We start from the raw sequence: 16,174 nt of genomic DNA on the forward strand, positions 1-16,174 counted from the left end.
AGGGGCCACCACAGAGGCGTCAGCCCGGCGAGGCGGTCAGCCCTGCTGGCGCAGGTAGCGCCCGAAGTGAGGCACGGTGAACGCGATCCGGCCGCGCTCACCGGAGTAGATGAGCCCCTTCTTCATCAACGCGTCACGCGCGGGCGAGAGCGACTGGGGCTTCTTGTTGAGGAAGGCGGCGACGTCGGCGGTGGCGACCGTGCCGATGTCGTCGGCCCCGAGCTCGACGGCGGCATCGGCCATGGCGCGCAGGTAGTCACGCTCGGCCGGTGTCGCCCGCTCGTAACGGGAGCCGAAGAACCCGACCGCCAGCTCGCGCTCGGCCTCGGGGGCGGCGACCTTCACGTCCTCGGCGGTGATCGGGGAGCGGGGCGCCTGGTCCCACACGGTCTTGCCGTAGGCCTGGATGAAGTAGGGATAGCCGCCGGTGGCGGCGTACATCTCCTCCAGAGCGGCGGGCTCGAACTCGGCCTCCTCCTCGCCCGCAGGGGCGGCGAGGGCACGGTCGGCGGCCTCCCGCTCGAGCCGGTCGATGCGCTGGTAGGAGAAGAGCCGCTCGGAGTAGGACTTGCTTGCCGAGAGCACGGCCGGAAGGTGGGGCAGGCCGGCGCCTACGACGATCACCGGGAGCCCGGACTGGCTGATCTCGTGGCATGCCGCGCACATCGCCGAGACGTCGTCGGGGCCGAGGTCCTGCATCTCGTCGATGAAGACACCGACGCCCTTGCCGACGTCTGCAGCGAGGCCGCCGACGTCGGTGAGCAGCTCGACCAGGTCGATCTCGATGTCACCGGAGTCGGCACGGCCCCGGACCGCCGGGGCCTCGATGCCGGGGGACCACTGCTCGCGCAGCTTGGCGTTGGGACCCGCCTCCCGCTGGGCGAAGCTCCGGATCACCCCCAGCACGTGATCGACGTCGTCGGCGCTCGGATGCCCCAGCTCGCGCACCGCCTGGTGCAGCGCGCTCGACAACGGGCGGCGCAGCGACTGGTCGGGACGCGCTTCCATCTTCCCGGTGCCCCAGCCCTTCCGGACCGCCGCGGACCGCAAGGTGTTGAGCAGGACCGTCTTGCCGACGCCTCGGAGCCCGGTGAGCACCAGCGACCGCTCGGGACGACCCCTCGCCACCCGCTCCAGGACCACGTCGAACTGCCCGAGCTGCTCGTTACGACCAGCGAGCTCGGGCGGCCGCTGACCGGCGCCGGGAGCGTACGGATTGCGGATGGGGTCCATGATCAGACGATATCCACATATCTAGGGCGCGTCTTAGATTTCGCTAGCGAGCCACATCATTGGCAATCGTAGGTCGATATACGTCTTTCTAGGATCTTTCCTAGAAAGACCCAGACTCCGCGATCGACCGCTAGTGTCGAACACGTGTTCGAGCATAGCGGGAATCTCTCCCCCTGCGCAAGCGCGACCACCTAGACTCGCGAACATGCCGGAACTCCCCGAGGTGGAAGCGCTCGCCGAGGATCTGCGCGGGCGTCTCGACGGTCGCGCGATCACGAAGGTTCACGTCGCGCAGTTCAGCGCCCTGAAGACGTACGATCCGCCGCTGACCGCGGTCGAGGGCACACTCGTCGACAACGTGACCCGCCACGGAAAGTTCATCGACATCGAAGCCAGCGGGGTCCACCTCGTGCTGCACCTGGCCCGCGGTGGCTGGATCCGGTGGCGCGACGAGCTCCCGGCGACACCACCCCGCCCGGGCTCCAAGAGCGGCCTCGCGATCCGGGTCGTCCTCGACGACGACACCGGGCTCGACATCACCGAGGGCGGCACCAAGAAGCGCCTGGCGCTCTACGTCGTCCACGACCCGCAGGACGTCCCGGGGGTCGCCTCGCTGGGGCCCGACCCGCTCTCCGACGACTTCACGCTGGACCGCTTCCGCGAGATCCTCGCCGGCCAGGGGCGCAAGCAGATCAAGGGCGTCCTGCGGATGCAGTCGATCATCGCGGGCATCGGTAACGCCTACTCCGACGAGATCCTGTGGGCCGCGAAGATGTCGCCGTTCAAGCCCGCCGAGATGACCGATGAGGAGTCGGAGAGCCTCTACAACGCCCTGCGCACCACCCTCCAGGAGGCCGTCGCACGCGACTCCGGACTGGCGATGAGCGAACTCAAGGGCGAGAAGAAGTCCAACCTCGCCGTGCACGGCAAAGCGGGCAAGAAGTGCCCGGTCTGCGGTGACACGGTTCTCGAGGTCAGTTTCGCCGATTCGAGCCTGCAGTACTGCCCCACCTGCCAGACCGGCGGGAAGCCGCTCGCCGATCGCCGGATGTCCAGGCTCCTCAAGTAGGCTTGGCGGGTGAACGAGCGTCAGCGAGTAAACCATGAGCACAACACGCCGGCGCGTCCGTATTCTGGCGCTCGCGTCACGGAGGTGGCGGCGTGACCATCCCCACCGTCGAGATCGCAGGCGTGCCCGATCCGCTGCCCGTGGCAGTCCTCGATGTCCGCGAGCACGACGAGTGGGCCGCGGGACACATCGAGGGCGCGACCCACATCCCGCTCCAGGAGCTTCCGGCTCGCCTCGGCGACCTGCCCGAAGGCCAGACCCTGGTGGTCTGCAAGGTCGGCGGCCGCAGCGCCCAGGCGGTCAACTATCTCGCCCAGCAGGGCTTCGAGGTCGTCAACCTCGCCGGCGGGATGCTCGACTGGGCCGCCGCCGGGCGGCCGATGGTCAGCGAGACCGGCTCCGAGGCGTACGTCCTCTAGAACGAGTCCGCCGACGGACCGCCGAACACCTCCGGGAGCGGCAGCCTGAGCGCCTTCTCCAGGCGGTCGAGGTAGTCGTTGCGATCCATCTCGACGACGCCGAGCGAGGCGAGATGGTCGGTGCGCCACTGCACGTCCAGGATCCGCTGGTCGATCGACCCCGCCTCGCGCAGTGCGGAGACCAGCCCGACCAGGGCGACCTTCGACGCGTCCCGGACACGGTGGAACATCGACTCCCCGGCGAAGAGCCCGCCGATGGCGACGCCGTAGAGCCCGCCGACCAGGCGATCGTCCTGCCAGGCCTCGACCGAGTGGGCCCAGCCCAGCCGGTGCAGGTTGCCGTACGCCCTACGGATCCGCTTGTCGATCCAGCCGTGCGGCCGGCGTGGGTCGGCGCACGAGGCCACCACCTCGTCGAAGCTGGTGTCGACCCGGATCTCGAAGTCGCGCACCGACCTGCGCAGCGACCGGGAGACCACGAGCCCGTCCAGCGGAAGTACGCCGCGTCGGACCGGGGAGAACCACAGCATCGGATCCCGCGGCGACTCCCCGGGCATCGGGAAGATCCCGTGACGGTACGCGGCCAGGAGCGTCCCGGGCGCGACGTCCGCCCCCATGCCCACCAGATCGTCCAGGTCAGCCCCGCCACCGGCGCCCCCACCCGGATCCCTGAGGTCCGCGAAGGCCCACGGCGACGGCTCCGGTTCGATCGGACCCCGATGATTCGCCACGACGAAACGTTATCGCCCCGGATCGAGCCCAACCACCACACGCTTAAGATTTCCTCATGATCGGTCCCAAGTCAGTGCTCACCGGTGCGGCCGGCCGGCTCGCGCCCAAGGTCATCGACTCCGCGCCGGGGGTGACCACCACGGTGGTCCGGCAGGCGCTGCACCACGCGATCGTGGGCATCGGTCCGCTCCCGGGAGCGGCGGCAGCTGCCGAGAAGCACCTGGAGAAGCACGACAACGATGTCGAGGCGGCCGTGAAGCAGGCCATCGACAACCACGTACGGATGGCCGGCGTGGGCGGTTTCGCGACCAACATCGGTGGTCTGGTCACCCAGGCCGTTACTCTTCCCGCCAACATCACCGGCATCGCGATCATCCAGTGCCGCATGGTGGCCGTGATCGCACACCTTCGCGGCTACGACCTGACCGACCCCCGCGTACGCAACGCCATCCTGCTCACTCTCCTGAGCGAGGAGAAGGTCGGCAAGCAGATCCAGGCCAAGAAGATCCCGGCTCCGCCGATGGCGATCGCGACCGCACCGACCTACGATCGCGCGATCGACAACAAGGTCGCCGGCGAGGTGGCCCAGGAGCTGCTCAGCCGGGTGACCGGCAGGGGCATGATCTCGATGGCCGCCAAGCGGGTGCCGATCCTCGGCGGCGTCGTCGGCGGCGGGGCCGACGGATGGATGACCTACCAGATCGGTCGCTACGCCTCGCGTGAACTGCTGCCGCGTCGCCCTGAGGACCACTGAGGCTCTCACAGGAACCTCACAGGTCCGTCATACGTTCCACCCACAACAGGACTTCACACTGATGGAGTCCGCTTGGGAGGAGCAGCTGATGACGGTCGACACGTCTCTCGTCCCGTTCAGAACGACCCCCGCTGCACGGTCCGACGACAGGCCCCACCTGCTCCTCCTGGGCGGCGTCCCCGGTGCCGGCAAGAGCACGCTCATCCGCCAGCTGGCCGACCGGCACCCCGGCGTACGCACCCTCGACCCGGAGACCACGGCGCGCTGGCTCGCTGCCCGGCTCCCCGAGGTCCCCTATCGCGTCTACCGGCCGCTGGTGCACCTGTGGCACGCGGTCGCGGCGCTGGCGCTCGTCCTGCTCGGCCCGTCATTCGGCCCGTCATCCGGCCGTCGGACGCTCCTCGTGCACGACCCGGCCACCCGGCCCGGCCGCCGCGAGCTGCTCGGGCGGATCGCCCGTGCGCGCGGCTGGCGTACGTCGCTGGTCATGATCGACGTGCCGCGCAGCGCGGCGATCGACGGTCAGCACAAGCGCGGGCGCCTGGTCCGGTCCGAGTCCTTCGAACGTCACTGGCACCGGTGGCTCGACCACCAGCCGCGGCTCCGGGCCGCGTCGTCCTTCGGCGAGGGCGACGGCTCGTGGGACCGGGTCCACGTCGTCGACCGTACGCGTGCGGCGGGGCGGGTCGAGACGATTCTCTGAGGCGGTCAGGCGTCGCTAGCGACGGACGAGCCGGTAGACCTTCAGCACCGCCCGGCCCCACCAGCGCCGTTCGAGCCCCTCACGGGCGCGCTGCTTCGGCACCAGCGACCGGGTGTGCTCGAGCTCCGCGTGGAGCGTGGCGACCTCGTCCTCCAGCCGGGCCTCCGACTTGCGCAGCCGGATGGCCTCCTGGAGCAGCGCGTCGATGGTGGCGACACCGGCGTCGAGCACCTCGCGCGAGGAGATCGTGTCCGGGTCGACGAACGGCTTGCCCGCGAGGTCGGACGGGACGAGCAGCTCGTCCAGCCCACCGACCACGTCATAGCCACGTCCCGTCAGGGCCTCGACCCAGCTCTCGGAGAGCGACTCGACCCAGGGGAGGATCGAGGGGGAGAGCGCCAGGCGCGCGGAGTCGCGGCGCTTGGCCAGCGTGCGGTGAGCCAGGAACTCACGTACGAACGGTCGGTAGTCGGCCGGCTCGAGCACGGGCACGACCGCCAGGTTGATCTCACGGAGCAGGGCCGCCTCGGGCACCCCGAGCGACGGGTTGCCGCGGTCGATCCCTTCGAAGTCGATGGTCAGGTCGTCGAGACCGAAGGCGGTCGAGAACCGCTCCCACAGGAGCGTCGACGGCGAGCCCGGCGGCGGGACGGTGATCAGGTGGACGCGCTCGGGCGCGATGCCCTGCGTCCATCGGTCGAGGATGTCGGGGAGCTCCTGAACGCCCCAGAACCATGACCCGATCCGTCCCTCGCGGGCGGGGTCGCGGATCTCGTCGAGGAACTCGGCGTAGGTGACGACCGAACGGTGCTTGACGTTCTCCTGCCACTCGGCCGGGATCTGCCGAGCCAGGTCGCGCGCGGAGAGCATGATGTGGATCTCGGAGTCACCCAACGAGTCCAGCGCGTGCTTGGCCTGCTGCCAGGACGCGCTCGCCAGGATCTCGTGGGAGATGATGACGGTGCCGTTCTCGACGCCGCGCACCTTCTCCGCGAGGGCGTCCCAGGCGCCGGTCGCCTCCTCCTCGATGCCACCCCAGGGCAGGTCCATCAGGTCGAGAGCCGCCAGGAAATGGGCGTCGAAGCGGTCGGCGAAGTAGTGGACTCCCTGCTCGGCGAGGGATTCCCGATTGTGGAAGAGGACGTCTTGAAGATAGGACGTGCCAGTCTTCGGGGTGCCGACATGAAGCAGCACGCGCCGCCCAGTCTCCAACGTTCTACTCCTCTAAGGACGCCCCGCCAGCAATGACAACGCGAGCGCCAGCGCCCGGCGCTCGTCGGGACCCTGCGTCGCCGCCCCAGATGGGAGCAGCCGGTCAGGGTCTCCGTGGAGAGCGTATCCGGCTTCGATCAGCGCATCACGTTGGGCCCGCGCCTGTGTTTCGACCCAAGGCAAACTTTCTGCGGGAACACCGACCTCGCGGGGGTCCGGAACGAGCGGTTCGACCTTCTCCAACCGCGGCCGCAGACCGTCGACGAGCAGCTTGCGCTGGGTGTCCAGTTCAGTTCGTACGCTGAGCACCTGCCCGATCACGCGAGCGACCTCGTGGCCCTCGGCCGAGATCATCCAGGGGCCGGGGACGCTGTCGATGCCGAGCAGGTCGGGCAGCAGGGCCGGGTCGGTGACGATCTCGACCCGGTCCTTCCCGACCCGGCGAGCCCACCAGCGGGCGATCCGGGGCAGGTCTGCACGGGGACCGAACCAGCCGCGCCACTCGGCGTCGCGCAGCCAGACACCCCAGGGGTTGACCCGGTTGGTGAAGGTGCGGAACTTCCACGCCGCGGCGGCGACCTCGTCCAGCGGGCCGCCGAGGACGTAGACGGTGTAGCCCTCGCCGCCGGGCAACCGTCCCTGCCGCTCCAGCTCCTCGCGGATCGGCAGGGTGAGCCACGGCGATCCGACCAGACGATAGGGAAACCTCTGCTGGTCGGGCTCCGCTTCCTTGCGTCGACGGAACCACCGTCGCGGGCGCGGCGCCGGCACGGTCTCCACGGTGTCCAGCAGGTCCTCGGCGAGCCGCACGCTCGCCGCCCTCAGCAGCTCGCGCGGGGACAGCGTCGCCGGATCCACGGCCGGCGGACCGTACGTCCTCGTCTCGGTGTCCCCGAGCAGCGGGAGGTCGCGGCGGCCACGGCCGGGTGGAGCCGTACGCAGCAGGGCATCGACCCGGTCCGGGTCCGACGGGCCGAGCGTGTTGAGCTGCCGCAGCAGCTCGAGCATCTCGGCACCCGGGAGGTGGTCGGTCGTGAACGGCGCGGCCGGCTCGGACCAGGAGGCCCACGGAGTCGTACCGCCCTCGCGCAGGTGCGCAGCCCAACCCCACCCTCTGGTGGGTGTCGGCGTGGTGGGCATCAGGAGCGTCGCCCCGTGACTCTGCGCATGGCCCGGGCCGCGCGGGAGGCGACCGGGCGCTGGGGCGGATCGGTGCGGGCGGCCTCGACGACGACCGCGACCAGCGCGTCGATCGCCGCGTCGGCGACGTCCTTCGTGCGCGGCGCGTCCGGGTCGACCCACTCGACGTCGGCCTCGGGCCGCTGCGGGCGGAGGTCGTCGAGGTCGCCGGCGATGTCGACCTTGGCCAGCTCGGCCCACTCGATCCAGGAGTCGGCGACCTGGTCGGCCCAGTCGAAGGCGGTCGGCGGCAGGGTGACCCGCTCGCGACCGTCGCGGTGGGCGAGGGTGCGTTTGGCGATCACCTCGGTGACCAGATGGCGGTAGTCCTCGCGCGGGAGCTCCTGCGACTCGAGCCGTGCGTTGAGCCGGCGGAGCAGCGTCGCCTCGGCGCGGCCGAGGGACTGGTTGTGGCGGTCGCTGTCGACCGGGGTCCAGGACTCCTCGATCCCGATGACCTCGCAGAACCGGCGCCAGAGCACCTCGCTGGGCGCCCCGTCGTGCGGCACGGTGACCAGGTGGACGCGCTCCGGCGGCAGGTTGCGGCCCCAGCGGCTGAGCACGTCGGGCAGGCCGTGCGTACGCCAGAACCAGGCGGCCGAGCGTGACTGCTTCGCCATCTGCATCCGCTCGAGGTAACGCGCGAAGGTGACCTTGCGCTCGCGCTGCACCTGGTCCTGCCACTCGGCCGAGAGCACGCGCGCGATGTCGCGAGCCGTGTAGACGATGTGGACCTCGGTGCGTCCGCCCTCGCCGAGATCGGTCATCGCCTTCTCCACCCGGTCGGGCCGCGCGCCGGCGAAGAGGTGGTGGCTGATCAGGATCGTCTCGGCCTCGCTGCGGCGTACGCGTTTGACCAGCGTCTCCCACTCTCCGTGGACCGTCTTCCGCATCCCGCCCCAGGGGCGGTCGATCAGGTCGAGTGCCGGGCTGAAGAAGTCCGGTTGGCCGCCGACCGGGTAGAAGACGCCGTGCTTCTCCAGGGACACCCGGTTGTGGAACAACCTGTCCTGGAGATACGTCGTGCCCGTCTTGGGAGCGCCGACATGGAGGAAGACTTTGCGCGCCATGATCCCGCTATTCTGCACCAAGTTAGTAGAGATTGTCGCGGCGGTCCGTCAGTTGTCACCCGGCCGTCACTCTTGGGTGCAGTCTAGGGTCTAGGCGCGCAGGGCGCGCACGACGGCCGAAGGACTCGGACGGCCGAGGTGATCGGCGAGCCAGCGGCTCGTGTCCGCTACCTTGTCGAGATCGACACCGTGCTCAATCCCGAGCCCGTCGAGCATCCACAGCAGATCCTCGGTCGCCAGGTTTCCGGTCGCGCTCTTGGCGTACGGACAACCACCCAGACCACCGGCACTCGCGTCGTAGGTCGTCACTCCGGACTGGAGGCCGGCGAGGGTGTTGGCCAAGGCCTGACCGTACGTGTCGTGGAAGTGCAGCGCGAGGCGATCGGTCGTGACGCCGGCCTCTCCGAACGCCCCGATCAGCGCCTTCACGTGGCCGGCGGTGGCGACACCGATCGTGTCCCCGAGGCTCAGCTCGTCGGCACCGAGATCGAGCAGCCGCTTGCCCGCCTCGACCACCTTCGCGATCTCGACCTGCCCCTCCCAGGGGTCGCCGAAGCACATGCTGAGGTAGCCGCGGACCGTCATGCCGGCTGCCTTGGCCCGGTTCATCGTCGGCTCGAACATCGCCCACTGACCGTCGAAGGTCTGGTTGAGGTTCTTGGTGGCGAACGTCTCCGTCGCGCTGCCGAAGACCGCGATGTGGGTGAGACCGAGCTCCAGCGCGCGGTCGAGCCCCTTCTCGTTGGGGACGAGGACGGGCAGCTCTCTGGCCCTGTCTCCGAGGCGGTCGACGAGCTCTTCCATGAGCTGCTTCGCGTCGGCGAGCTGCGGAACCCACTTCGGGTGCACGAAGCTCGTCGCCTCCACCGGGCTCAGCCCGGCGTCGAGCAGCCGGGTGATCAGGTCGGCCTTGACGCCGGTGTCGATCGCCGTCTTCTCGTTCTGGAGGCCGTCACGCGCACCGACCTCGTAGATCGTGACCCTGCTGGGCAGGTCGTCGTGGCGTACGACTGCAGGGAGATCAGTCATCGGCCGGCTCCACCACGAACAGCTCGGCACCCAGGGGCACCTGAGAACCTCGGGAGGCACCGACGACGGTGACCGTGCCGGCGAACGGGGCCTTGAGGGAGACTTCCATCTTCATCGCCTCCAGGACGCCGAGGACCTGGCCCTCCTCGACGGTGTCACCGACGGCGACGCGTACGTCGATGACGGTGCCGGGCATCTTGGCCTCGACGGCACCGTCGCTGTGGTGGGCGGCGGCGCCGGCGACGCGGTCAGGTGGGGAGAAGTCGAAGCGGTGGCCCTGGTGGACGATCTCGGCGAGGCCGGGCTGGACGTTGATGACCGCACGGTGCCGTACGCCGTCGACGACGGCCACGAGGACGTGATCGGCCGCGCTGATCTGCCGGACCAGGTGGTCGTCGACACGACCGGAGGGACGGTCGACGGTGATGCTGCGGTCGAGGTCGACGATGGTCGGGGCCGGGGATCCGGCGAGGCGCCAGCCGTCGGCACGGAACGGGGTCGTGGTGTCCGAGACCGCCGACAGCATGGCGCTGAGCCAGGCGACGAGTACCCGCGGGATCTCGGGGTCCGGCGCAGGCACGTCGTTGCGGTCGAGCCAGGCGGTGTCGATCTCGGCGTCGCGGAAGGCGTCGGAGGCTGCCAGGACACGCAGGAAGCCGGTGTTGGTGGTCAGTCCGAGGACAGCGGTCGCGTCCAGCGCCTTCAGCATCGCCGCGCGCGCCTCCTCGCGGTCTCCGCCGTGGACGATGATCTTGGCGAGCATCGGGTCATAGGCGGTGCTGACGACCTGCTCGCTCTCCAGGGCGTGCTCGACGCGCGCGTTCTCGGGCCAGCGCACGATCGACGTGCGGCCGGCCTGCGGCAGGAAGCCCTCGAAGGCGTCCTCCGCGTAGACGCGGACCTCGATGGCGTGGCCGTCGACGCGTACGTCGTCCTGGGTGATCCCGAGCCGATCACCCGCCGCGACCCGGAGCTGGAGCGCGACGAGGTCGACACCCGTGATCTCCTCGGTGACGGGGTGCTCGACCTGGAGGCGGGTGTTCATCTCCAGGAAGTAGGCGTCGCCGGTGGCGTCGTCGAGCAGGAACTCGACGGTCCCTGCGCCGGTGTAGCCGACCTGCTTCGCGAGCGCGACGGCGCTGGTCAGGACCAGGTTCCGCTGGTCGTCGGTGAGCGTTGGGGCCGGCGCCTCCTCGATCACCTTCTGGTGGCGACGCTGCGTCGAGCAGTCACGCTCGAAGAGGTGGATGACGTTGCCGTGGGTGTCGCCGAAGACCTGCACCTCGATATGGCGGCCACGCTCGACGTACTTCTCGATCAGGAGGGTCTCGTCGCCGAACGCGCTCAGCGCCTCGCGGGCCGCGGCCGCCCGAGCCTCGTCGAGCTCCTCCGGAGAACGGACGATGCGCATGCCCTTGCCGCCACCGCCGGCCGCTGCCTTCACCAGCAACGGGTACGGGCTGTCCTCACCCCGCGGAACCACGGGTACGCCGGCAGCGACCGCGATCTCCCGGGCCGCGTCCTTGCGGCCCATCTGCTCGATCACCTCGGGCGTCGGTCCGACCCAGGTCAGCCCGGCCTTCGCGACCGCCCGGGCGAACTCGGCCCGCTCGGAGAGGAACCCGTAGCCCGGGTGGATGGCCGCGGCGCCTGCCTCGACGGCAGCGGTGACCACCGCGTCGGCGTCCAGGTAGGAAGCGACCTCGACGGCCTCGTCGGCGTCGCGTACGTGGGGCGCGTCCGCGTCGAGCGCGGTATAGATCGCGATCGTGCGGATGCCCAGCTCGCGGCACGTCCGGAAGACGCGGCGCGCGATCTCGCCCCGGTTGGCGACCAGAACACTCTCGAACACGGCCATCACATCCTGAAGATTCCGTAGTTGGGCTCGGGCGTGGGCGCGTTCGCCGCGACCGCGAGCCCCATCGCCAGCACCCGGCGGGTGTCGGCGGGGTCGATGATGCCGTCGTCCCACAGCCGGGCGGTGGCGTAGTAGGGCGAGCCCTGGGTCTCGTACTGGTCCCGGATCGGCGCCTTGAACTCCTCGTCGTCCGGCTTGCCGGCGACGGTCGCGAGCACCGAGGCGGCCTGCTCGCCGCCCATGACCGAGATCCGCGCGTTGGGCCACATCCACAGGAACCGCGGGTCGTAGGCGCGGCCGCACATGCCGTAGTTGCCGGCACCGTAGGAGCCGCCGATGACGACGGTGAACTTCGGGACCACGGAGCAGGCGACAGCGGTGACGAGCTTGGCGCCGTCGCGGGCGATGCCCTTGTTCTCGTATTCGCGGCCGACCATGAACCCGGTGATGTTCTGCAGGAACACCAGCGGGATGCCGCGCTGGTTGCACAGCTCCACGAAGTGGGCGCCCTTGAGCGCCGACTCGGAGAAGAGGATGCCGTTGTTGGCGACGATGCCGACCGGCTGACCCTCGATGTGGGCGAAGCCACAGACCAGCGTCTCGCCGTAGAGCGCCTTGAACTCCTGCAGCTTGGACCCGTCGACGATGCGGCGGATCACCTCGCGGACGTCATAGGGGGTCTTCGTGTCGGCGGGCACGACGTCGGCGAGGGTCTCGGGAGACTCCACCGGCTCGTCGTACGTCGTCGTCCGCGTCTCCTGCTCCGGCAGGGTGGAGACGATGCCGCGGACGATCTCGAGGGCGTGCTTGTCGTCGTCGGCGAGGTGGTCGACGACGCCCGACTTGGTGGCGTGGACGAGCCCGCCACCGAGCTCCTCGGCGGTGACCTCCTCACCGGTGGCGGCCTTCACCAGCGGCGGCCCGCCGAGGAAGATCGTGCCCTGGTCGCGCACGATCACGGTCTCGTCGCTCATCGCCGGGACGTAGGCGCCGCCGGCGGTGCACGAGCCCATCACGGAGGCGATCTGCGGGATGCCCTTCGCGGACATGTTGGCCTGGTTGAAGAAGATCCGGCCGAAGTGCTCACGGTCGGGGAAGACCTCGTCCTGCTTCGGCAGGAACGCGCCGCCGGAGTCGACGAGGTAGATGCAGGGCAGGTTGTTCTCCGCCGCGATCGTCTGCGCCCGCAGGTGCTTCTTGACCGTCATCGGGTAGTAGGTGCCACCCTTCACGGTGGCGTCGTTGGCGACGATCATGCACTTGCGGCCGGCGACGAGACCGATCCCGGCAACCACTCCCGCCGACGGGACCGCCCACTCGTCGCCGTCGTCGTACATCCCGTACGCCGCGAGCGGAGCCACCTCCAGGAACGGTGACCCGGGGTCGAGGAGTCCGTCCACCCGGTCGCGCGGGAGCAGCTTCCCGCGATCGGTGTGCCGTTGCCGGGAGCGTTCGCTCCCTCCTTGCCGTACGCGCTCGAGCCGCTCACGCAGCTCGTCGGTGAGCTCCCGCAGGTTTGCCGCCATGAGGTCGAGGTTAACGGTTGTTAACCTCGCGTGACAAGAGCTCGCCCCGCATCGAGGGCCCGACGGTGGCCGGCGGGATAGGGAAGACTCTCCCCCAGCTGCTCGGCCTCGTCCAGCAGCGTGTGTCCGCCCGCTACGTCTCCGGTGCGCGCGGTCGCCAGCGCAAGCACCACCAGGGCGTCGACCTCGTCGAGATGCTCCCCGGCCCGGCGAGCCCGGTCGACCTCGGTCGCTGCCACCTGGCGCGCGTCCTCGAGGTGGCCGGCGGCGAACTGTGCCCGCGCGAGGAGCACGCCCCCGTCATCCTCCAGGATCGCGAGCGCCGCCTCCGGGTCGGCCGTGGCCAGATGATGCTCGGCGAGCGCCGTCCGCACCACCTGACGCGCCTGGAGATCACCGGCCGTGGTGACAGCCTCCTCCGCTCTGGCCAGCAACGCAGCGGCATCCTCGTGCCGGCCCGCGTGCGAGCGGACCCCAGCGAGCGCCGCCAACGCGTAGGGCAGGCACCAGGTCTCCTCCCACTCTGCGGCCGCCACCGCTTGCTCGGCCAGCTCTCTCGCGGCCTCGTCCTCGTCGAGCAGCAGCCGGATCTCGGAGAGGTTGGCCCGCTCGAAGGCCGCCGAGGACGGGTCACCGGAGCGCAGCGCGAGCTCGAGCGCACGGTCACCGAACTCGACGGCCTGCCGCAGCCGGCCGTAACGCCGGGCGTTCTCGCGCAGCGTGGACAGCACCGCGCCGAGGAGCGTCGGCTCTCCGTACGCCTCGGCAGGGGCCAGCGCCCGGTCGGCCGCGGCCCGCGACTCGGCGAAGCGGCCGGCCAGGCCGAGGTTCGTCGCCTGGCTGACCTCGGCCCGCGCCACCAGTCCGTGGCGTGCCGGACCGCGCGCCTCCTCGGCTGCGCTCAGGGCGCGCCGCGCGGCGTCGTACCCCTCCTCGTAGCGGCCCTGCAACCGCAACAGGATCGACCAGGCGAGCGCGTGGTCCGCCGCGGCCTCGGCTGCGACCCCGACACCGGGGCTGCAGGCCTGCAGGGCCTCGGCCGCCCCCGCGACGTCTCCGAGCCGCAGCAGCGTCTGCGCCAGGAGGGCGGTGCCGAGAACGCACTCGGACTCCTCGCCGCGCCGGCCGAGCTCGTCGATCGCCAGCCGGAGCGTCTCGGCCGCCCGAGCGAACTGCCCCATCCGGTGGAGCACCTGCCCGTGCGCGAGGCGGGCCCGGGCGGCGTCCACGTCGAGCCGGTTCACCAGGTCGCGGTAGTAGCGGTCGGCGGCGTCGTTGGCGTAGAGCGCGGCGGCACGCTCGGCGGCCCGACGCAGGTATTCCCCCGCTCGCGGGTCGTCGGCGCGGGCGAAGTGGACCGCGAGCGTGTCGACCGCGTCCGGCCTGCGCCGCAGCACCGCCTCGGCGACGGCCGCGTGCAGCTGGCGGCGACGCACCCCGCTGAGGCGCTCGTAGCAGGTCGAGCGCACCACCGGATGACGGAACGCCACCCCGGCCTCGTCGTGACCCGACACCACGACCTGCCGTTCCTCGATCAGCGAGGCCGCGATCCCGCGCTCGACCGCGTCGGCGACCGCACTGCCGGTGACCGGAGGCTCCAGACCGTGCCGCGCGATGTCGAGCAGCTCGGTGAGCGCCGCCTCGCCCCCGACGACGGCGAGCGCCTCGACGACCCGCCGGGTGTCCACGTCGAGCCGGTCGAGCCGGAGACCGACGACCTGGCCGACGCCGTCGGGCGTCTGCGAGTGGGTCGCCGGCGACGTACCGTTGCTCGACCCGGCGCCCGAGCCTCGGGCCAGTTCGAGCGCGAACAGCGGGTTGCCGCGGGAGAGCCGCCACGCCCGGCGCAGCGCGTCCTCGTCGCCCGCGGTCGACGGGACCGCGTCGCGGACCATGGCGACGCAGGCCTCTTGGTCGAGGCCGTCGAGCCACTCGGTGGCGCACAGGCCCTGGCGCACCAACGACGCGACGACCTTCCGCCGCGGGTCGGCGTCGGGGAGCTCCTCGGCACGGTAGGTGGCCAGGAAGCTCAGCGCGATGCCCCGGTCGGCCGCGTGGCGGGCCAGATGGCCCAGCAGCCGGAACGTGCCGGCATCACCGGCCTGGAGGTCGTCGAGGACGACGAGGACCGGTCGCTCGGCGGCGAGGGCGCCGAGCACCAGCGCCCCGGCGCGGAACAGGCCGTCGCGCTCCTCCTCGGGCGTCCGCTCACCGTCCGCGGGCACCTGGCCCAGCGATGGCAGCAGGGCCGCCAGCTCCGGATACTCGGCGCCGACGTCGGCGCGCTCGGCACCGTCGCACCCGGCGAACCAGCGGTCCAGGGCCTCGGCGAACATCCCGTACGGCGCACCCCCGCCGGGCTCGCGGCCCACGCCCCACAGGACGGCCGCCCCCGATCTCGCCGCGCGGGCGGCGGCCTCGGCCGCCAGCCGGGTCTTGCCCACGCCGGCCTCTCCGGTGAGCAGCACGATCGGAGGTCGTCCCGCGGCGGCGAGCCGGCCGAGCACTCCCTCGCGTCCGCGCAGGGGCGCCGCGGTCGCCGCCCGCACCGGGGCGGGCAGACCCGGGGCGGCCGGGACCCGGGCGGGCGCTTCCGTCAGCGCCTCACGATGCAGCTGCTCGATCGCGGGGCCGGGCCGCACGCCGAGCTCGGCGTCCATGGCCCGACGGCAGCGGTGGTACTGCGCGACCGCCTGCCGCCGCAGCCCCTGACGCAGCGCGGCCTCGATGACGATCCGGTGCGCCGACTCCTCGGCGGGGCTGCCGGCCAGCACCTGCTCGGCCAGCGCCACCGCGTCCCGGTGCTCGCCGGCCTCCAGACGTACGTTCGCGAGGCGGAGCCGGAGCTGGTCGCGCAGCTCGGTGACCCGGGCGCGACTCTCGTCGGTCCACGGCTCGTAGCGGTCCTCGGGCAGCAGGTCGCCGGTGAACAGGGCGAGCGCCCGCGCGAGGGCCTCGTCCGCGGCGCGACCGGTCTCCTGGCCGGTCGTGGCGAGTGCGGCCAGCGCCGACTTCTCGGCATGGTCGACATCGATCCACACCGTCCCCGGGTCGAGCGCGAGCATCGGTCCCTCGGCCACCAGATAGGAGGAGGCCGCCCGTGGTGCGAGCTCCGGCTCGAGCGCGTGCCGGGCGGCGTGCAGCGCGACCCGCAGGCTGCCGACGGCCGTCTTCGGCTCGATCCCGGGCCAGCAGATGTCCATCACCTGCTCCCGGTGCAGCCGGTGGTCCGGTGTCACCGCGAGCAGCTTGACGAGGGCGCGCGCGCTCGGCCGCGGCCACTTCTCCGGGAGGGGCGGTCCGCCGTCACGCATGACCCTGAACCCGTCGAGAAGGTGGAGCCGCAGCAGGGGGGCCAGGGGGTGGTGCCGCTCGTCCATCGGTGGCGAC

The 16,174-nt window shown here is 71.1% G+C and carries 13 protein-coding genes; 4 read left to right on the forward strand and 9 right to left on the reverse strand.

The window, feature by feature from the left end:
* Nucleotides 1-36 precede the first annotated feature (36 nt).
* Nucleotides 37-1,233, reverse strand: a complete 1,197-nt coding sequence (locus WBG06_RS10460; RefSeq protein WP_336736522.1) for an ATP-binding protein — start codon at nt 1,231-1,233, stop codon at nt 37-39.
* Nucleotides 1,234-1,438: 205 nt separating this feature from the next.
* Between WBG06_RS10460 and WBG06_RS10465 the strand changes: the two genes are divergently transcribed.
* Together WBG06_RS10465 and WBG06_RS10470 are read left to right on the forward strand one after the other, a co-directional pair.
* On the forward strand, nt 1,439-2,302 hold the full coding sequence (locus WBG06_RS10465) for an Fpg/Nei family DNA glycosylase (RefSeq protein WP_336736523.1): 864 nt from the start codon (nt 1,439-1,441) through the stop codon (nt 2,300-2,302).
* 92 nt (nt 2,303-2,394) lie between these two features.
* The gene (locus tag WBG06_RS10470; RefSeq protein WP_336736524.1) at nt 2,395-2,721 is read left to right on the forward strand and encodes a rhodanese-like domain-containing protein; all 327 of its coding nucleotides are present in this window, start codon (nt 2,395-2,397) and stop codon (nt 2,719-2,721) included.
* Here WBG06_RS10470 and aat read toward each other — a convergent pair.
* A complete protein-coding gene (gene aat / locus WBG06_RS10475) occupies nt 2,718-3,452 on the reverse strand; it encodes a leucyl/phenylalanyl-tRNA--protein transferase (RefSeq protein WP_336736525.1) in 735 nt (244 codons plus the stop codon). The two genes, WBG06_RS10470 and aat, sit on opposite strands and share 4 nt — an antisense overlap.
* A gap of 56 nt (nt 3,453-3,508) precedes the next feature.
* Here aat and WBG06_RS10480 point away from each other — a divergent pair, with 56 nt between their 5' ends.
* Entirely contained in the window at nt 3,509-4,207 is a 699-nt protein-coding gene (locus WBG06_RS10480; RefSeq protein WP_336736526.1) for an EcsC family protein, read from the forward strand.
* Between the two features lie 88 nt (nt 4,208-4,295).
* Nucleotides 4,296-4,910 carry an AAA family ATPase gene (locus WBG06_RS10485; RefSeq protein WP_336736527.1) on the forward strand — a complete coding sequence of 205 codons (615 nt, stop codon included), beginning with the start codon at nt 4,296-4,298 and terminating at the stop codon, nt 4,908-4,910.
* Nucleotides 4,911-4,925: 15 nt separating this feature from the next.
* On the opposite strand, the gene WBG06_RS10490 is transcribed toward WBG06_RS10485, so the two are convergent.
* From WBG06_RS10490 to WBG06_RS10520, 7 genes are all read right to left on the reverse strand, one after another.
* Complete coding sequence (locus WBG06_RS10490) at nt 4,926-6,122, reverse strand: hypothetical protein (protein ID WP_336736528.1); 1,197 nt, start codon at nt 6,120-6,122, stop codon at nt 4,926-4,928.
* A gap of 12 nt (nt 6,123-6,134) precedes the next feature.
* Nucleotides 6,135-7,262 carry a hypothetical protein gene (locus tag WBG06_RS10495; protein ID WP_336736529.1) on the reverse strand — a complete coding sequence of 376 codons (1,128 nt, stop codon included), beginning with the start codon at nt 7,260-7,262 and terminating at the stop codon, nt 6,135-6,137.
* Nucleotides 7,262-8,371, reverse strand: coding sequence for a hypothetical protein (locus WBG06_RS10500; protein ID WP_336736530.1), 1,110 nt, complete (start codon nt 8,369-8,371; stop codon nt 7,262-7,264). Before WBG06_RS10500 ends, WBG06_RS10495 begins: the two co-directional genes overlap by 1 nt.
* Before the next feature lie 90 nt (nt 8,372-8,461).
* Nucleotides 8,462-9,400: a hydroxymethylglutaryl-CoA lyase gene (locus WBG06_RS10505; RefSeq protein ID WP_336736531.1), complete on the reverse strand. Its 939-nt coding sequence runs from the start codon at nt 9,398-9,400 to the stop codon at nt 8,462-8,464.
* The gene (locus WBG06_RS10510) at nt 9,393-11,258 is read right to left on the reverse strand and encodes an acetyl/propionyl/methylcrotonyl-CoA carboxylase subunit alpha (protein ID WP_336736532.1); all 1,866 of its coding nucleotides are present in this window, start codon (nt 11,256-11,258) and stop codon (nt 9,393-9,395) included. Before WBG06_RS10510 ends, WBG06_RS10505 begins: the two co-directional genes overlap by 8 nt.
* Complete coding sequence (locus tag WBG06_RS10515; RefSeq protein WP_336736533.1) at nt 11,258-12,784, reverse strand: carboxyl transferase domain-containing protein; 1,527 nt, start codon at nt 12,782-12,784, stop codon at nt 11,258-11,260. Before WBG06_RS10515 ends, WBG06_RS10510 begins: the two co-directional genes overlap by 1 nt.
* 20 nt (nt 12,785-12,804) lie before the next feature.
* On the reverse strand, nt 12,805-16,164 hold the full coding sequence (locus WBG06_RS10520) for an ATP-binding protein (RefSeq protein WP_336736534.1): 3,360 nt from the start codon (nt 16,162-16,164) through the stop codon (nt 12,805-12,807).
* Nucleotides 16,165-16,174 lie beyond the last annotated feature (10 nt).

Source organism: Nocardioides sp. CCNWLW239 (genome assembly GCF_037137035.1).
Classification (GTDB): domain Bacteria; phylum Actinomycetota; class Actinomycetes; order Propionibacteriales; family Nocardioidaceae; genus Nocardioides.

Excerpts from the sequence above, each read along its gene's own strand:
- WBG06_RS10495 (WP_336736529.1), bottom strand. The coding sequence starts at position 7,262 with ATGCCCACCACGCCGACACCCACCAGAGGGTGGGGTTGGGCTGCGCAC.
- WBG06_RS10515 (WP_336736533.1), bottom strand. The coding sequence starts at position 12,784 with ATGGCGGCAAACCTGCGGGAGCTCACCGACGAGCTGCGTGAGCGGCTC.
- WBG06_RS10485 (WP_336736527.1), top strand. The coding sequence starts at position 4,296 with ATGACGGTCGACACGTCTCTCGTCCCGTTCAGAACGACCCCCGCTGCA.
- WBG06_RS10465 (WP_336736523.1), top strand. The coding sequence starts at position 1,439 with ATGCCGGAACTCCCCGAGGTGGAAGCGCTCGCCGAGGATCTGCGCGGG.
- WBG06_RS10480 (WP_336736526.1), top strand. The coding sequence starts at position 3,509 with ATGATCGGTCCCAAGTCAGTGCTCACCGGTGCGGCCGGCCGGCTCGCG.
- WBG06_RS10460 (WP_336736522.1), bottom strand. The coding sequence starts at position 1,233 with ATGGACCCCATCCGCAATCCGTACGCTCCCGGCGCCGGTCAGCGGCCG.
- WBG06_RS10510 (WP_336736532.1), bottom strand. The coding sequence starts at position 11,258 with ATGGCCGTGTTCGAGAGTGTTCTGGTCGCCAACCGGGGCGAGATCGCG.
- WBG06_RS10500 (WP_336736530.1), bottom strand. The coding sequence starts at position 8,371 with ATGGCGCGCAAAGTCTTCCTCCATGTCGGCGCTCCCAAGACGGGCACG.
- WBG06_RS10505 (WP_336736531.1), bottom strand. The coding sequence starts at position 9,400 with ATGACTGATCTCCCTGCAGTCGTACGCCACGACGACCTGCCCAGCAGG.
- WBG06_RS10520 (WP_336736534.1), bottom strand. The coding sequence starts at position 16,164 with ATGGACGAGCGGCACCACCCCCTGGCCCCCCTGCTGCGGCTCCACCTT.